Here is a 16,872-nt window from a genome sequence, read left to right on the forward strand (position 1 = left end):
GTATACATTGTATATCTTTATTGTCAAGCAAAAATATATAAAAAAGGCGAACTTGACTCGCCATGCTTAAAATCAGGACTGTCCTGATTTTTTTATTCTTGAAAATGGCGTGAGGTCTGCTTGCTAGTTGAAAACTTGACGAACCTGTAAAGGCAGGATACAATAAAAGAAAGCGGGGACGCAAAGCAGAAAAGCGACCTCCTCCGTTGAGTTATTGTTTTATAACCGCCCGAAGTCTGGATCACTTCATATAGGGCGGTTTTTTTATGCTCTCAGTCCTACGCACCAGGGATAGTAGCAGCAGCCCGCAAGGGCTGTCGCTATTCCAGCACTTCCCAAAAGCCGGTCTTGTTGGAGCCAAGTCGCCTTATTTTGCCTTCTGCCACGAGCTTTTGAAGGCTGCGCGTGATTGTGGCACGGGAAAGAGATAGAATTTCGGCGAATTCTTCTTTGGTGCGGCGGGGATTTTCTTTAAGCTGCTTTAGGAGCAGGATTTCTGGCTTTTCGCTGGCCTTTTCTTTGCTTTTGCTCGTCGCAAGGGGACTTTTTCTGTATTTTTCTTCCAGCAGATTCTGAGCTTCGGCAATGCGCTCGCCAAGTTTTCTTGCCAGGGCCTCTTTTTTGTCCTGGGAAAGGCGACGGAGGGGCTTTAGAAAATCTTTGTACCAGTCCTGAATGCCGTCCAGGGCCGAAAAATCCACCAGGCTGTAAAGTTTTTCCATTGGAAGAGAATTGAATTGCGCAAGCTGCTTTTCCTCAAAGGGCTTTGAATCAATCCAGGGGGAAGCCATTTCGTTAATTTCAAAATCAACCTTATTGAGGAACATTGACTTTCCTGAGTCGTAGACCGGGGCGACACCCAGCCACTGGAGCGTTTCGGCATGTCGCAGAAAGCCAAGGTTGTTTGAGTGCCGGTCCTCATTCGCAATTATGAAGTCGAGCAGGATGATTTTTAGAATGTTGATTTCTGCATCGGGAATTTTAAGGAATTCGCATCGTTCAATCAGCTTTTCGAAATCGTATTTCCCGTCGTTGAGCTTGATTCCCTGATAAACTGATTCCATTGGCACAAGCTCCGTGTTTTCGTCTACCATGTCGGGACAAATGCAAAAATACTGCTCGTCACGGATTTCAAGCTCATAGGGGACATAATTGATTTTGAGGCGGCGGCAGATTTCGCTTGCAAGCACTTCGTTGAGAGCTTCCTGCTGTTCGGTGCCTGTTCCTGCTTTTTCGAGAAAATTCTTTCCGTTTTTGCGAACCCAGCGTTTGGGAAGTTCTCCGTTCGTGGTGTTGTCGGGCGAGAGGGAATTTGAATGTTTGTTGAGGGCTTTTGACGCACTCATCAGGCGCAGACCGATTGCCTCATCGTATTCGTTCGTGAAGAAATTGATGTCTTCCCACCAGATTCTGCCCATGTCACTCATATTGCAAATCCAGTACTGATCGGAAAGGCTCAGATAATAGCTTTTTTTGGCAAGTTCTTCGTTTGTTTCAAGCTCCAGCTCGGAAAGCATGGTGCGGAAATCCCGGCGGCTGTACGGAATCATGCGGTTGTTGAAGAATTCCTCTAGTTTCTGGCAAAGACCGTATTCGTTTTCTTCGGATGCGATTCCATTTGTAAAAAGATGGGGCGGAAGATGGAGCAGATTGAAAATCTTTTTTATGGCAACGATGTATTCATCCTTGTCCTGTTCAAAGAGAAGGATGGGAATGTTTTTCTTGTATAAAATGAAGAGTTTGTTCTCCAGAGCCATGACTAATTTTATCGGCTCATTTTTGCGAATGTCAAGGGAAAAATGTAAGTTATCGGCTCAAATTTTGAAAATATCGGCTCATTCTGTAAAAAGTCTACGAAAAATCGGCCTTATTTGCTCTTTTATCGGCTCATTTTCTCCGCAAATCTTCGTGCTGCTTGTAGAATTCTTCCTTGTCTGCATACATGGCTTTGTCGGCCCGTTCCGCGACGGATTTGAAATCTTTGTCGATTCCGTTTTTGAAAGTGGCAGCCCCGATTGAAACTGCGAGCGTGAAATCAAATTCGTTTTCTTCGTTGAAGTCTGCGACTGCTTTATTGAAGGCGGCAATTTTCGCCTCAACATCTTCTTTCTCATCTTCAATCACAACCACAAATTCATCTCCGCCAGTTCGGAAAACCGTTTTTTCATCGAAAGCGATTTTAAGAGCACTTGCCGCCCCTTTGATAAGCGCATCGCCCATTTCATGACCAAGAGTGTCGTTGAGGTGTTTGAGTCCGTTCACATCGCAAACATATACCGTGAAATTTGCCATTCCTTCATCAATCTTCATTTCGATTGCGGATTGGTGCTTTAGGTATGCGGCCTTGTTGCGGCATCCTGTCATAAAGTCCTTGTAAGCCATGTCCCTTATGTGACCAATATATTCGCTCAGTTCCACTTCGATTTTTCGGATTGAAGACGCGAGCATTCCAAACTCATCCTTTGAGTAGACAGGAATCTTCGTGTTCAGCTCACCGTGAGCGATGTAATGTGCCGACTGATTGATTATTTCAATCGGTTTTACAATTTTGTTCGTCACAATGCCAATCACGCTAATCGCTATTGTCAATGACACGATGAACAAAATCGCCAGCTGCAAGAACATCTGGTGCTGCAATGAAATAAGCTGCTCTTTTGGAACAGAAAGCGCGAGCAACATTCCGTTTTTAAGCATTCCCAAAATAAGAACCTGCATGCCATCTTTCCATTCGTATTCGTAAGTTGTTTTTGAGTCGGCATATTTAGCGGAAAGAAATTTCGTCAAATGAGAAAGGTCTTTGTCAGTGCAAAATTCTTCAGATGAAAGACCTGACGGAAAATCCTTGTGATAAATAAAATCGCCTTTAGGGTTCACAAGAATGCCGGATGAATTTCCGTAGTCAAGACTGTCGATTTCGGAGCGTAATGAAAGGAGCGTGATTTCAACCCCGACTACGCCGCAGAATTTGCCGTCAGAAAAAACAGGCGACAAATATGAAATCATCGGAGCAAAATCTTCTGCATTAATGCCAGGATATGTGCCAATCCACATTGGAATTTTATTTTCTTCTGCCGCATAAAACCACGGAATATGCTCTCTTGAATCTTTGCCGCGCTTTGCAATATCGAAGGTCAAATTGATGTAATCGCCGTCTTTGTCGGTTGTGAAGCGAAAATGATTCGCCGAGCCGTTCACCGTATTCAGAAGATACAGGCACTTCGATGAGTCTGTTTCGTTTGGATTCGGGCAGAAGTAAATCGTTTTGACGAATTTCTGGTCATCGAAAGCCAGAACTGATTTTTCGAAAAGCTCTTCATAGAATTTCTCGTCATAATGCTTGTTGCGGCTTGCGATAAAATTGTTCAATCTGCTGACATTTTGCTCTATCCCAGAAAATGCCGTGTTGAGCACGGTGATTTTCTCTTCCAGAAGAAAGTGCATTGAATCCGCCGAGTACTGAAAAATTGCGGTACGGACATAAGAAATCGAGACTGTGCCGACAATCACCCACAGACAGAGAATCATTATTATGTAGGAAAGAGCGATACGAGTGCGTATTGATTTCATCAGTCTTTTTTCACTCCGTTTCCGCCCAGCTCTTTTACCATGTAACAGTAACGAGCGGCACGATGATAGTTGGTTTTGATTGAATCTGAGAGATTAACGGCTGTGAGTCCGATTGATACTGTTATCAGACCGTTTTCTTCTATTGATTTGCAGAAATCACGGCAGATTTTGTATGCGTTTTCCAATGGAAGCTCGAAAAGCACAACGAATTCATCTCCGCCCCAGCGCAGCATAACTCCATGGTTTTCGAGAAGGGCACTCATCTTTTTTACGACAGAAAGCAATGCCTGGTCTCCGTTCATGTTATCGTTTGCTTCCTTAAAATAGTCGATGTCGAACACTGCGATGCACTTATAGATGGTCGTGTTGAAAAGCCCGCGCTCGCCGAACTGGTCTTTAAAATAATTGCGGTTCGGAAGACCTGTGAGCTTATCAAGCTGCTCCTTTGAGAAAATCGAGACATTGTTTTGGCTTCGGAGAATTTTTGTCGTCATGAACAAGACAAACAAATCTATGCTCAAAATCGAGACCGCAATCAGATAGAAAAGCAAAAATCTTGTGTTGTTCTCGGTTTTGTCCGTGCTTCTGATGATAAAATACCAGTCAAAATCAGGAAGATAGTAACTCGCAAAGAAACTTGTGAGACCTGTTTTTTTGAACTGATTTTCTTTTTTGTTCCCGGTCAAATGCGAGAGGTTCGCAACCATGATTTCGGAAAAAGTAGAGTCAATATTGACGATTCCCGAACTGTCCGTTGTGTTGATTTTTACATGATATTTTTCTTCAAGTTCGGAAAAAGCGGCCATCACATCTTTTATATAAATTGAAGGGCTTGCGACCCCGAGAAATTTCCCGTCAGCGTTCTGAATGCGGTAATTCACATACATTTTTGAATAATCAATTCCCCTTATGTGGCGGAAGACATTAACCGAAAAGTCTTTGTAGCCGGCCTCGAATAAATTGAACCAGAGATCGTGAGAATAGCCTGTAGGATTTATTATTTTGTACATCTTGTCATCGCGGTAATATCGATAGGTTTTGGCGGAAATAAGAGTCGCCTGTGCAAATCCGAAATTATTTTGTATCCGTGAAAGATAAGATTTCATCGTTTCGGTATCGGAATCCAAATCCCCTTCATTCTGGAGAAAATTCAGCAGAAAACCATCGCTTGCCATCATTTTGGAAACGATAATTGGTTCGTTGAGTTTTTTGAGTGCCGCGTCACGAATATGCTCGCAAAGTATCTGGTCAGCCTTGCGAACCGTTTTTTCGCTGATATTAGTAATAAAGAAAAAAACTGCGCACAAAATCAGGATTGAGGCAGAAATAGTGCCGATTGCAATATAAGCTAATTTTCTCATAATTTAACTGTCGAGCCAGCCTCTCAAAACATTTGCAACATCTTCTGGGCTTTGAGGAATTTCTTTTTTAAGGGCTTCGAGATTCTTGTCAACCATGATGAAGCCGCCGTTTTCTGGTGCGATATTGCGATAAATCCCACGAAGCTCACCGAATTTTTTTACTTCTTCAAGAACGGCTGTTTCGCGCTGAACATGAAAAAGATTACGGGGATTGTAAGCTCCAAGCGACATGATGTTTTTGCTGATTTTATTCATTTGAACTGGCGAAAGATTGAGTCTTGAAAGGATTGTTTCACTTGTTTCCGAGCCGAGTTCCGTTAAAAGAATCGCAATTTTTTCGTAACCAGTCATTTTTTCTCCCGTTTTTCAAAATCCATGATATAATAGTTTTGGAGAAAATTCTACGGGCGTTTGCCGGGTATCAGGAGGTTCAACATGAAAAAATACATTACTATCAGCCGTGAATACGGTTCTGGCGGGCGTTTGATTGGCAAGATGGTTGCTGAGCAGCTTGGCTATGCTTTTTATGATCGAGAAATCATCGATATGGCGGCCCAGGAAAGCGGTCTTTCAGCGGACTTTATCAAAAAAACTGAGCAGAATCTTTCTTCAGGATGGATTTATAATCTTCTTTTGGGAACCAGTTATGCGGGAACGGCAGCGGGCATGAATCAACCCATTACTCAGGCGAATTTGCCTCTTGTTGATCAGATTTTCAATGCCGAGCGCAAAATCATTATCGGTCTCACAAAAGAGCCTTGCGTAATCGTTGGCCGTTGTGCAGATTACATTCTCTCCACTTATGATGGAATCGACAATAAAGACCTTCTGAATGTGTTCATTTACGCGGACATCGAAGCAAAAGTCAAGCGAATCGAGGAAATCTATAAAGAAACGGAATCTTGCGCCAAAAAGACAATCATTCAAATCGATAAGCGGCGTGCAAATCACTACAACACTTTCACCGAAAACACCTGGGGGGACCGCAAAAATTACGATATGATGATTAACAGCACGAGTGCGGGTATCGAAGCCACGGCAAAGTGGATTGTTGAAATGGCGAAGATGTAATCATGAAACTGACACTTACAACAAACGACTCGCTTTCAGAAGTTTTTTCTAAAATTTCACCATCTGATGAGTTGATTCACATTTTGCTTTCGGACGGTGAGCATAAAGGCCTTCTTCACGAGCGTATTTTTTACAATTTGCCGAATCCGCTCGTGATTGAAAGTGAATCTGGAAATGCCGAAAAATGTGCCTTGCGCTCCGAAAATTGCGAGGCTTATCACAAAGACACTGAAAATCGAGCCGTGCTCACTTTCGGTGAAAAATGCACTTCGGTTACGCTTAAAAATTTCACGCTCGAAAACACTCATGTCAAAACCTGTGATGATGCCGCACTTGGAAATCAGGCGGAGGCAATCTGCTTTCACTGTCCGAGCGGAAAATTGAGCTGCGAGGGAATGAGCTTTGTGAGCCGTCAGGACACGATTCATGTCAAAGGCTTTTCACGGTTCAAAAATTGCTTTGTTTGCGGCGATGTTGATTTTATCTGGGGATATTGCGACACTTCTGTTTTTGAAGACTGCACCATTCACACCAGGGCAGACAATCGCGGAAGTGACAGGCCAGCCTATGTGCTTCAAAGCCGTGCACTCAATTCAAAACCCGGTTTTGTCTTCATAAACTGCAATTTCACGGCCGAAGACCGCGGAAAGGATGCAGAGATTTACATCGGGCGTTCACAGGGAACCGGCAAAAAAGACAGCGTTGACAGATGGGATTCAATCGCGCTCATAAACTGCACGATTTCTGAACTTTACGACCTTGCGCTTTGGACTGACGAAAACGGGACGCGTGCCGTCTACCCCGAAAAAGGAAGCGCAAAATGCGGCTGGCGGCAGTACGGCACAAAGATTCGCGGCGTTGACGGAAGTCTTTCTGATTATGACAGCCGCCTGCAAGAAAAGCACGGCTACACAATGACAGAAGATGAAGCAAAAGAACTTGCAGCATTGATTTAAAGCAAAAAAAGGACTGCCTTGATTCGGGACAGTCCTTTTTGTTTAATATGAACTAAAATCCGTGAATTTAGTTATTCAAGGAAGATTAGTTATATGTTACCGTGATTTTTTGAATTCTTATGGCTCGTGAGTCACCTGCTGTTATGACAACAGGTCCTGCTTCAGTTGCTGTAAAAGTGACTTCAGTAAGAGCTGCGCCTGCAATTGTCTTGCTTTCGTTCAGACCACCACCTACAACAGTATAAGCAGATTCATTGTTGGCTCCTGTTGATGCAACAGTAATTGAAATTTTTGCGTTAGCATCGACATTAAAACTTGCAGTACCTGTTTTTTTGGTAAGTTCAATCTGCTTGGTTCCAGAATTTGCATATTTGATATTTGCGACTGTTACGCCATCATATGTTCCGTCAGCACAAGCACCACCTTTTTCCCAAGTTGGCATTGTTGTGGAAGTTGAAACATCAAAAGCGATTGGAGTGACATCACCATCATCAACAACAGCAAACCAGCTCTCATATTCTTTTGAGAAGACAAGGTTAACATAAACTGTCTTTGATGCTTCGATTGTGCTGAGTTTTTTTGCGAGGGCTGCTGCTTCTGCGGTGTCATCGTCTGCATCGTCTGCATCGTTGAATGCTTTCCAGTCAGCTTCGCTTCCAAAGAAGATGAAATCAAATGAATCTGCTGTAGCAGTTTTGTCTGTGATTTTTGCAGCTGCGAGTATTCCGTTAAGCTCTTTTACAATCTCTGTAACGATAGGTTTTGCAGCATCTGCATTCTTAATCTTTGTGTTCAAATCGCTTGCTGAGATTGATTCAGCACCGATATCGAAGTCTTCGAATCCTGCCCATGAAGAGTTGTCTTCGTCATAATATTTGATAGAGATTTTTGTTACGACATCTGATGCATTTGCTGTAAGCTCATTCAAAGCTGTTACTTTGTGCAATCGTGAAGCCTGCATATAGATTGTGTAAGTTCCAGCTGAAACCAAAGAACTTGTTGTCAGAGTCTCAATCTGATTTTTTACGAGGTTTTCTTTTGCAAGAAGAACCTTTCCGTCTTTGTCAGTTACGATAACCCATGAGTTGTATCCTTCTGTGTTGCTAGAAATGTCAAATGAGAGTTTAGATGAATCGGTTGTTGTGAGTTCAAGCACGCCATACGCATAGTTAGCTGTGTCTGTGAAATCAAGGGTTGTGTATGAAGTAGACTCAGCAACTTTTTTTGAGGCACAGTAAAGTCCGTATGCATTTGGATTGTCAGAAGTCTCATCCTTCCATTTGAATTTGTTTCCAGATTTGATGACAAGGCTTGCACCTTTTTCTGTGCTGTTGTCGATTGAATTCTTTCCTTTGGTTGCCAAAGAGATAGGATATGTTGAGAACACGTTGTTGTTTCCGTTTCCTGCAAGGTCAGCCTTGAAATCCCATGTTGCGTTTACAACGAGTTTTGGTTCAGCAACTTTATTGCTTTCCTCATCGTCCTTCTTTTCTTCTTCTTTCTGGACTTCTTTGTCTGATTTTGTTGCTGAGTTGCCATCATCATCGTCATCGCTTGAGCAAGACAAGAACAAACCGCTGAAAAGAAGTGTGCTAGCGGCAAGAAGTGCTGCCAATTTTGTAATCTTTTTCATATTTCCTCCAAAAGATATTTTTTATACGAAAATAGTTTATAAGACAGTAGAAAGATTTTTGTGTTAAGAATTTGCATTTTGCCGATAAAAGCGCGGCTTGCACATTCCCGATATTTATAAATCTTAATTTTTATCGCAAAAATACAAAATCATATCATAATGCTATATTGTGAATCAGAAATTCCTCTGTACAATTACAACAACAAAAGTTTAATGAGGAAAAGTATGTTGGAGATTAATATCAGAGATTTCGGCGGAAAAAGTGACGGCATTTTTGACAACACGGCTGCTTTTAAGGCTGCGTTTGACGAACTTGCTAAAAACGGCGGCGGAAAGCTTGTCATTGGCTCTGGAAATTGGCTTACAGGCCCGATTGATTTAGTTGACAATTCAACTCTCGAAATTAAGGAAGGTGCGGAACTTACTTTTATCACTGATCCTAATGCTTATCCTCCTGCATTTACCCGCTGGGAAGGCGTTGAATGTTATGCAATGCATTCTCTTGTCCGTGCGGCAAATTGCGAGAATGTTAAAATCACTGGAAACGGTACAATAAATGGTAACGGAAGCGACTGGTGGGGAATCGTAAAGGCAAAGAAGGTTGCCGGTCAGTCAAAGCCAATTGCTTCTTATGAACTTGCGCTCGCTAAACTGAATCCGGGATATGAAAATCAGCCTGGTGGCGGCGGCGGCCGTGGAATTCAGTTCTTGCGTCCTTGCCTGGTTGAATTTGTTCATTGTAAGCATGCAGTGCTTGAGGGCGTTCAGCTTAAAAATTCGCCTTTCTGGACCGTTCATCCGCTTTATACCGATGATTTGACGATTCAGAACATTACTATTGAAAATCCTTATACTGCACCTAACACTGACGGAATCGATGTTGATTCATGTACTAATGTAAACATCCTTAACTGTCATGTCGCTGTCGGTGATGACGGAATCTGTCTCAAATCAGGTTCTGGTGCTGACGGAATCCGCGTAAACAAGCCGACCGCAAATGTTACAATCAAAGATTGCACTGTCCGTTTTGCGCATGGCGGAATCGTCTTCGGTTCAGAGACTGCGGCTGGAATTCAGCATGTCAAAGCCGAAAACTGTGATTTGAGCGGCACTGACCGTGGAATCAGAATCAAGAGCCGTCGCGGTCGTGGCGGTGATTTGTATGATATCGAACTTAAAAATCTCGTGATGAACGACACTCTCTGCCCGATTGCGATGAATATGTACTATAAATGTGGCGTGAACGACATTAATTCACCTCTCTTTTCTTTGGATAAGCAGCCTGTTACAAGCGAAACACCGCGAATCCACGATGTCAAAATCCTCGGCTGTTCGGGCAAAAACTGCAAGGCTAGTGCGGGCTTCATCGTAGGCTTGCCGGAAATGCCAATCGAGAATCTTGAAATCCGTGACTGTAATTTCACCACTGATGAAACTTCTGAACGGTCTCCGATGGAAAGCGATATGTTCTACGGCCTTCCTGAAGTGAGCGTCAAAAGTTTCCGTGTACGAAATGCACCCGGCGCAAAATTCGAGAATGTAGTGATTGAAGGTCCAAAAGAAACATTCATCTACGAGTAAAAATCTGCCGATAATGTCTACAGGCTCTAACTGTCGGTTTTTTCTAGTGCGACTTCCGCGCGTGACAGTTAGAGTTATGGGGGCATTAATGAAAAAAAATCTAAAATCTTTATTCATAATCTTTGCTTTGAATCTTCTTGTTCTTGGCTCAGTTTTTGCAGAAGGTTATCATGTTTGTGTAGCTTCTTACAAAAGTCTGAAAAATGCACAGACCATGGTTCATAAACTTGAGACTCAGAGCGTTTCTTCGTTCATCAATGAGAGCAAAGTTAAAAATGAAAGCTACTATCGTGTTCTTCTTGCGAAAGAATTCAAAAAAATCGAAGATGCACGCCGTTATCGGGATGAAGTAAAAAATTATTCGTTCGTCCGTGAGCTTGGAATGAAAGGATTTTGGGTATGTAAGGGTGATAAAAATCTTGCACCTAAAACTGAACCTAAGCCTGAGCCGAAAAAGGTCGAAAAACCGAAGCCAGCTCCAAAAAAAGTCGAAGCCCCAAAGCCGGAACCACTTCCTGAGCCTTTGCCTGAACCGGAGCCAGAGCCGTTGCCAATCACAGAACCGTCTGTAAAAAATGAAATTCCTGTTCCTGAGCCGGAACCAGAGCCGGAGCCTCCTCTAATCATTGAAGAACCACAGGCTCTTGATAAAAACGAAACTTCTGTTCTTTCTGAAGCAACTCCTTATTCAATTCTCGTCCGCTCATACAAATATTCTCAGTTCGCAGAAAATGACTGTGACCGTCTCAAAGAACTCGGATTCAATGCTTATATGCTCAACACTTTTGACGACAATTCATTCTTTGCGTTCAACATTCATGCTGGAGCGTTTGCCACTAAAGAAGAGGCTGAAGAACTGAAAGCTAAATTCGATGAAGCCGGAATCCTTGATACGAGTGTTTCTAATTTCCTTGAGATTGAAGAAAAAGTCAAAAAATACGATGAGATTATCGCAAACGAGACAGTTCTTTTTGACAACGGACGCATTGATTTCCCAAAATCAGCCTCTGAATCAATTGAAAAACTCGTAAATCATTTCCCTGCCAACAGCAATTTCCCGATTCAGGAAATCACGATTCTCGATTATGACAATTATCGTGCCAGTGCTACTAAGCCGGAACTGCCTCACAAGGTTCTTGCGCTGGTTGAAGATGAAGAGAGCGTTCATTCTGCCATCTTCGGTACATTCCGTGATGAGCTGTTCAGAAAGGAAGTTTCTCTGTTGCTCGTGAATGCAGAAAATTTCCCTGCTGACGATGCTGTCGGTGATGTTGAGACAATGCAGTTTGATGCAAAAAATGGCGTTTTCGACTGCACGCTTTATGAAAATGCTGGTGAGCTGGTGCTTTTCGGTGAAAATCAGGCAGAAAAGGTCTTCATCCGGATTAAATCAAAGGATTTTACAAAAGAAGAATTCATCAGCTTCCTTATTGATTCGTTCAATGACACTTCTCTGGTGCTTTATCCTCAGCTCAGACGAACTTTCTTCGTTCTTCCTGACCAGAATTCTGACAATTCGCGCAATTTCATCTGCTTCAATCTTAAAAAAGTAGATTCTTCGTATGCTTCTGAACGAGGAAATGTTGCATGGGCACTGCCGATTGTTGGTCATTCGCTCGCAAAAACTTACTTCAATGAAAAAAATTTGCTTCTCTGTCTCGGATTCTATGATTTGGACTATGATTTCAATGCGAAGAACATTCATAAGCATTTCGTAGAGGCAAAGATTAGTGCCGAAGTTTCTGGTTCAAATCACTCTATTCCTGTGAAAAGTGCGGAAGGATGGTATCTTTTGAACTCAAAGCAGCGTGAAATCTCTTTCTCGACAAAATCTTATGTAATCGCTATTGATACGGCTCCGAACAATGCCTTTACAGAAAGTGATCTGGCAAATTTCGGTTCAGATTTGAAAGTCTGGTATGAAGGAACAAAAATGCCTTCAAATTCAACTGAAGTGATTGATGCAAAATAAGCCATGAAACTGCGTTTTTCTGTTGCCGCAAGGTTCTTTTCGCTTTTCCTTATGATTCTGCTGATTTTTCCTCTTAGTGCTGAGGAAAAGTCTTCGGAACAGGCCTTCAATTTTTGGGGAAGCGGAAAGGTTTTCGCACTGAATCCTGTTAAAGACGGGCTTTTGCTTGGTGCGGGAGTTGCGCTTTCAGGTTCGGATTTGATTCTGGATAATGTTCTTGAAGTTAACCGTCAAAAATACGATGGAAGGCTTTATGATAAAGACGATGTAAATTCTCTGGACAGGATTTTCATGCACTCGTATTCAAAATCGCGTGACCGTGCCGCTGATTTGCTTCTTGTTGCCGGCATGGCTAGTCCGTGCGTGCTTGCGGCGACTGAAAAAGAAGAGTGGCTCACTTGCTTCGTGATGTACTCTGAGACGCTTTTAATTGCAAACGGAATCAAGGAATTGACTAAGCTTGCAGTGAACCGCACAAGGCCGTACATGTATTACGACGCAGATACTTTCCCTGAAGACGATGTTGATGACGGTGACTGGGCGAATTCCTTTCCTTCAGGACATTCGACAATGGCGTTTGCGGGAGCGACTTTTGCAAGCTATACTTTCTGTAAATATTTCCCTGATTCTGCATGGAAAATCCCTCTGGTGGCGGGAACTTATTCAATGGCGGGCGGTGTTGCAGCCCTTCGTCTTTCGAGCGGAAATCATTTTTTGACCGATGTTCTCACTGGTGCTGTTATTGGAACTTCTGTAGGTTTTCTGGTCCCGTGGCTTCATACCTTCAATGCCGCACATGATGATTTGAATGTGAGCATCCTTCCAAACGGCGTGAGCATCGCCGTCAACTTTTAAACCTTTTAGCTTAATGTCTTGATTATAATTTCTGCGACGGCGGTCTTTTTTGAGCCTGTGTCCATCGCTTCTTTTTCGATGTAGCGGTGGGCTTCCTGCTCTGTCATTGATTTATTCTGCATCAAGAGCATTTTTGCCCTGTTTACAAGCCTGATTTCTTCCATCTTTTGTTTGAGCTGAGTGGCCTTGCTCGAAAGAACCTGCACTTTATATTGTACGGCGATTGCGACTTTAATCATGTTGTAAAAATAGAACTGATCGAACGGACTTGTGAGCGTAAGGATTCCGTAAGGCTCGACTTTGTAGCTGATTTGATCAAAATGCTGCGCGGGTGCGAGAAGCAGGATTGTTGAAAGACTGTCCGAAATATCAATCGCGAAATCCGTGCCTTCACCGTCGGCAAAATCTACCAGAATAATATTGAAATTCATCTCGCCGCATTTTCGCCTAGCTTCATTGAAGTCGGAGCACTGTGAAAGCTCAAACACCGGCGGAATCAGCATTGCACTTACTAGAGAAGAAATCTTTGTGTCTTTTGTCACAACAAGGACAGAATATGTGTCAGATGTCATAGTTCTATCGTCGGCGCCGTTGCCTGTGGAAGCAATGACGGTTTAGCCCAAAATCTCCCCGATGAATTCGCTTTTCTCCGCAATGTATTTTGCCTCATCCAGTGTGTCTGGAATAGGCTTGTAACCGCTATTTTTTGCAACCTGCGGGTCAAACAGATTCAAATCGCTTGGTTCGCATGGTTTCAGGTTGTTTTTGATTCCGTCGATTGCTGCGTGAATCAAAAGTGTGAATGCGATGTACGGGTTGCAGCCTGAATCTGACGAACGGATTTCAATTCGGGCCTTTTCTTTGCTTACAGGAACTCTCAAAAGGGCAGAGCGGTTTGCCTTGCCCCAGCAGATGTATTTTGGAGCCTTTGCCTCGCCCAGTCGGTTGTATGAATTTTCTGTGGGATTGAGGTAATAGGTTATTTCTTCGATGTGTTTGAGGATTCCTGCAAGGATATTTTCATTTTTGCTGCTATCAGAGCATGAAATGTTGATGTGCATTCCGCTGCCAGGTTTTTCCTGAATCGGTTTTGGAGAAAAATCTGCGTAAAGACCGCTTTCTGCCGCCTTTGTGCGTACAATCCACTTGAAAGTTGAGGCATTGTCTGCTGCGGTGAGCGGGTCTGAATAGCGGAAATCAACTTCGTTCTGGCCTGGGCCTTCTTCGTGATGGCTTGCTTCCGGCGTGATTCCCATTTGTTCGAGCGTGAAGCAAATGTTTCGACGGATATTTTCACCTTTGTCTTCCGGGGCAATGTCCATGTAGCCTGCGTTGTCGAATGGTATTTTTGTTGCTTCGCCGTTTTCGTTCAGTTTGAAGAGATAGAATTCAAATTCTGTACCGAATTGCAGGTCAACTCCGCACTCTGCTTTGATTTTTGCAGTTGCTGTTTTGAGAAGATGACGGCAATCTTTTTTGTAAGGCGTGCCGTCCGGGTTTTTGATGTCGCAGAACAGACGGATTACCTTGCCTGCACTCGGTCGCCACGGCAGCACGGAGAGAGTTGAAGCATCCGGGTAGAGGAATAAATCAGCCTTATTCGGTTCTTCAAAATCAGGTATTGCAGAAGCGTCAAATGCGATTCCATTTTCAAAGGCGCGTGGAAGTTCGCTTGCCATAATCGTAGCGTTTTTCTGTTTGCCTGAAAGATCAAAGTAAGCAAGACGGACGAATTTAACATCTTCCTCTTTTACATAATCCAAAACTTCTTCTTCTGTATACAACATAATTTCTCCATGAAAAAAGGTCGTAGATTTTTTGCCGAAAGACAGATTCAGCTGAAAACCTACGACCTCTTTGCCGTTGGAGTTATATTAGCTGATTTGAAGAGTTTTTGCAACATGATGAATGTGATGTGACGCACACTAATACCGATAGCTCTTCAATGTCAGTTTATTCTAAAATCCGTGTTGATTAATTTTGTGCGGCATCTGCTATAATTTCATGAAAATCAATACCGTTAACGCGGAATCTATTCAAGGAGAATCTTTATGAAAATCGCTCTTATTAATGAAAATTCGCAGGCTGCAAAAAATGCTGTTATTTACAATGCTCTTAAAAAAGTCGCTGATGCACATGGATTTGAAGTCGTAAACTACGGAATGTACTCAGCTGACTCGCCATCGCTCACTTATGTTCAGAACGGAATTCTTGCCGCAACACTTTTGAATTCAAAGGCAGTTGATTATGTAATTACAGGCTGCGGAACTGGTGAAGGTGCCATGCTTGCGCTCAACAGTTTCCCTGGCGTTATCTGCGGTCATGTCGCAACACCGCTCGATGCTTACACTTTCGCTCAAATTAACGACGGAAACGCAATTTCTATTCCATTCGCTCTCGGTTTCGGCTGGGGCGGAGATTTGAATCTCGAATACATCTTTGAAAAGCTTTTCTGTGAGCCAAGCGGTCAGGGCTATCCTCGCGAACGAGCTGAACCAGAGCAGCGCAACAAAAAGATTCTTGACGGCGTTCGTGAAATCGCGTTCAAACCGTTCGTTGATATTCTTGAAGGATTGGACAAAGATTTGGTAAAAGGCGCATTCGCAGGAGAAAAATTCAGCGAGTTGTTCTTCAAAGACTGCAAAGACGAAAAAATCGCCGCCGCAGTCAAGAAGTTAATGTAATAATTACAGATAGTAATTTATCAAAAGCAGCTGTGGAATCACGACCACGGCAAAAAATGCGAGGCTTATCCAGGTGAAGGTTTTGATGAAAGAGAGAGACTTTCCTGGATATTCCCTTGCGTACAGTCGTAAATTTATGACGCTGGCAAGGCTTCCGATTAGAGAGCAAAGACCTGCGCTGTCGAGACCATAAAGCAGTGCGCGAAGATTCGTTGAAAACGGATACAATACAATGCTTGCCGGAACATTTGAAATCACCTGACTGAGCAGAATGCTCCATATATATTCATGCCCGGCGACAGATTTTGCAAGGAACTGTGAAATCGCGGGGTGACGGCAAATCGAAGACGAAAAAGTGAAAAAGCACAAAAAAGTGAGCAAAAGAACATAATCCGTTTTGATGAGGATTTTTCGGTCACCAATCAGAACGGTGAGTGCCACAATTGCAAGCACAACCGGATAATATGCCGTGCGGGTGACGATTGAGGCGACGACAAGCACGAACAGAAGTTCATACATGATTTTGCGACCCGGATGACCGCTGACAGTTTCGTTGCGGACAAGATTCGTGATTTTCTGTTTAGACTTTCCCCAGAACAAAATAAAAATGAATATACATAGAAGAAAAGCGCTAAAAATCCACAATGGAAGCATCATCTTGATAAAATCAGGGGTGGAGATTCCGCTTTTTGCGTATAAGAAAAGATTTTGCGGACTTCCAAACGGCATCAAAAGCGAGCCGCGGATTGCCGCAATGTTTTCAAAAGTAAGAACCGGCAGAATGTATTTTTCCTGATTACAAGCCCTGAACAGAATGATTGTGAGCGGAACAAAAATAATCAGCGAGACATCATTTGTGACGAACATTGATGAAAAAAACACGCAGAAAACAAAAAAGACGCTAAGATTTTTAAGCGAAGAAAGTTTTTCTGTCTTTTTAAGAAGCGGTTCAAAAATATTCTCGCTCTTGAATCCTTCCAGAACCGTAAGAAGCATGAACAGTGTGGCAAGCGTGCGCCAGTTTATGTCATGAAGCAAGGCTGCTGACGGCGGAGTGATGAAAAGTGAAATTACAGCTGCCAGCAGTGAAACTGAAAGCATGACTTCCTTTTTGAAGATTTCTTTGATTTTAATTGCGAAGTTCTGCATATTCTGAATGATAGCAAAAAATCACCGTTTTGTACTATAATTA

15 protein-coding genes are annotated in these 16,872 nt (G+C 42.9%); 7 read left to right on the forward strand and 8 right to left on the reverse strand.

Going from position 1 to position 16,872, the window contains the following annotated elements; translation table 11 throughout:
* Positions 1–320 precede the first annotated feature (320 nt).
* The 4 genes from Q0Q74_RS02745 to Q0Q74_RS02760 all read right to left on the reverse strand — a co-directional run bounded on the left by Q0Q74_RS02745 (position 321) and on the right by Q0Q74_RS02760 (position 5,279).
* Positions 321–1,757, reverse strand: coding sequence for a HipA domain-containing protein (locus tag Q0Q74_RS02745; protein ID WP_294428281.1), 1,437 nt, complete (start codon positions 1,755–1,757; stop codon positions 321–323).
* 130 nt (positions 1,758–1,887) lie between these two features.
* Entirely contained in the window at positions 1,888–3,567 is a 1,680-nt protein-coding gene (locus tag Q0Q74_RS02750) for a diguanylate cyclase (RefSeq protein WP_294428283.1), read from the reverse strand.
* On the reverse strand, positions 3,567–4,928 hold the full coding sequence (locus tag Q0Q74_RS02755) for a GGDEF domain-containing protein (RefSeq protein ID WP_294428285.1): 1,362 nt from the start codon (positions 4,926–4,928) through the stop codon (positions 3,567–3,569). Before Q0Q74_RS02755 ends, Q0Q74_RS02750 begins: the two co-directional genes overlap by 1 nt.
* A gap of 3 nt (positions 4,929–4,931) precedes the next feature.
* Positions 4,932–5,279 carry a hypothetical protein gene (locus Q0Q74_RS02760; RefSeq protein ID WP_294428286.1) on the reverse strand — a complete coding sequence of 116 codons (348 nt, stop codon included), beginning with the start codon at positions 5,277–5,279 and terminating at the stop codon, positions 4,932–4,934.
* Between the two features lie 84 nt (positions 5,280–5,363).
* Here Q0Q74_RS02760 and Q0Q74_RS02765 point away from each other — a divergent pair, with 84 nt between their 5' ends.
* Together Q0Q74_RS02765 and Q0Q74_RS02770 are read left to right on the forward strand one after the other, a co-directional pair.
* Complete coding sequence (locus Q0Q74_RS02765) at positions 5,364–5,999, forward strand: AAA family ATPase (RefSeq protein ID WP_294428288.1); 636 nt, start codon at positions 5,364–5,366, stop codon at positions 5,997–5,999.
* Positions 6,000–6,001: 2 nt separating this feature from the next.
* Positions 6,002–6,955 carry a pectinesterase family protein gene (locus tag Q0Q74_RS02770; RefSeq protein WP_294428290.1) on the forward strand — a complete coding sequence of 318 codons (954 nt, stop codon included), beginning with the start codon at positions 6,002–6,004 and terminating at the stop codon, positions 6,953–6,955.
* Between the two features lie 85 nt (positions 6,956–7,040).
* On the opposite strand, the gene Q0Q74_RS02775 is transcribed toward Q0Q74_RS02770, so the two are convergent.
* Positions 7,041–8,588 carry a hypothetical protein gene (locus Q0Q74_RS02775; protein ID WP_294428292.1) on the reverse strand — a complete coding sequence of 516 codons (1,548 nt, stop codon included), beginning with the start codon at positions 8,586–8,588 and terminating at the stop codon, positions 7,041–7,043.
* A gap of 225 nt (positions 8,589–8,813) precedes the next feature.
* Between Q0Q74_RS02775 and Q0Q74_RS02780 the strand changes: the two genes are divergently transcribed.
* The 3 genes from Q0Q74_RS02780 to Q0Q74_RS02790 all read left to right on the forward strand — a co-directional run bounded on the left by Q0Q74_RS02780 (position 8,814) and on the right by Q0Q74_RS02790 (position 12,996).
* Positions 8,814–10,169, forward strand: a complete 1,356-nt coding sequence (locus Q0Q74_RS02780) for a glycoside hydrolase family 28 protein (protein WP_294428294.1) — start codon at positions 8,814–8,816, stop codon at positions 10,167–10,169.
* Positions 10,170–10,257: 88 nt separating this feature from the next.
* Complete coding sequence (locus tag Q0Q74_RS02785) at positions 10,258–12,141, forward strand: SPOR domain-containing protein (RefSeq protein WP_294428295.1); 1,884 nt, start codon at positions 10,258–10,260, stop codon at positions 12,139–12,141.
* Positions 12,142–12,144: 3 nt separating this feature from the next.
* On the forward strand, positions 12,145–12,996 hold the full coding sequence (locus tag Q0Q74_RS02790) for a phosphatase PAP2 family protein (RefSeq protein WP_294428298.1): 852 nt from the start codon (positions 12,145–12,147) through the stop codon (positions 12,994–12,996).
* A gap of 5 nt (positions 12,997–13,001) precedes the next feature.
* Here the strand turns inward: Q0Q74_RS02790 and Q0Q74_RS02795 are convergent, their stop codons facing one another.
* On the reverse strand, positions 13,002–13,568 hold the full coding sequence (locus Q0Q74_RS02795; RefSeq protein ID WP_294428300.1) for an ANTAR domain-containing response regulator: 567 nt from the start codon (positions 13,566–13,568) through the stop codon (positions 13,002–13,004).
* Positions 13,569–13,610: 42 nt separating this feature from the next.
* Positions 13,611–14,783 carry a glutamine synthetase family protein gene (locus tag Q0Q74_RS02800; RefSeq protein ID WP_294428302.1) on the reverse strand — a complete coding sequence of 391 codons (1,173 nt, stop codon included), beginning with the start codon at positions 14,781–14,783 and terminating at the stop codon, positions 13,611–13,613.
* A 9-nt stretch (positions 14,784–14,792) separates the two neighbouring features.
* Here Q0Q74_RS02800 and Q0Q74_RS02805 point away from each other — a divergent pair, with 9 nt between their 5' ends.
* On the forward strand, positions 14,793–14,915 hold the full coding sequence (locus tag Q0Q74_RS02805; RefSeq protein ID WP_294428304.1) for a hypothetical protein: 123 nt from the start codon (positions 14,793–14,795) through the stop codon (positions 14,913–14,915).
* A gap of 132 nt (positions 14,916–15,047) precedes the next feature.
* Complete coding sequence (locus Q0Q74_RS02810; RefSeq protein WP_294428306.1) at positions 15,048–15,680, forward strand: RpiB/LacA/LacB family sugar-phosphate isomerase; 633 nt, start codon at positions 15,048–15,050, stop codon at positions 15,678–15,680.
* 3 nt (positions 15,681–15,683) lie between these two features.
* On the opposite strand, the gene Q0Q74_RS02815 is transcribed toward Q0Q74_RS02810, so the two are convergent.
* The gene (locus Q0Q74_RS02815) at positions 15,684–16,829 is read right to left on the reverse strand and encodes an SLC13 family permease (RefSeq protein WP_294428308.1); all 1,146 of its coding nucleotides are present in this window, start codon (positions 16,827–16,829) and stop codon (positions 15,684–15,686) included.
* Positions 16,830–16,872 lie beyond the last annotated feature (43 nt).

The organism is uncultured Treponema sp. (genome assembly GCF_946187725.1).
In the GTDB taxonomy this organism is placed as follows: Bacteria; Spirochaetota; Spirochaetia; order Treponematales; family Treponemataceae; genus Treponema_D.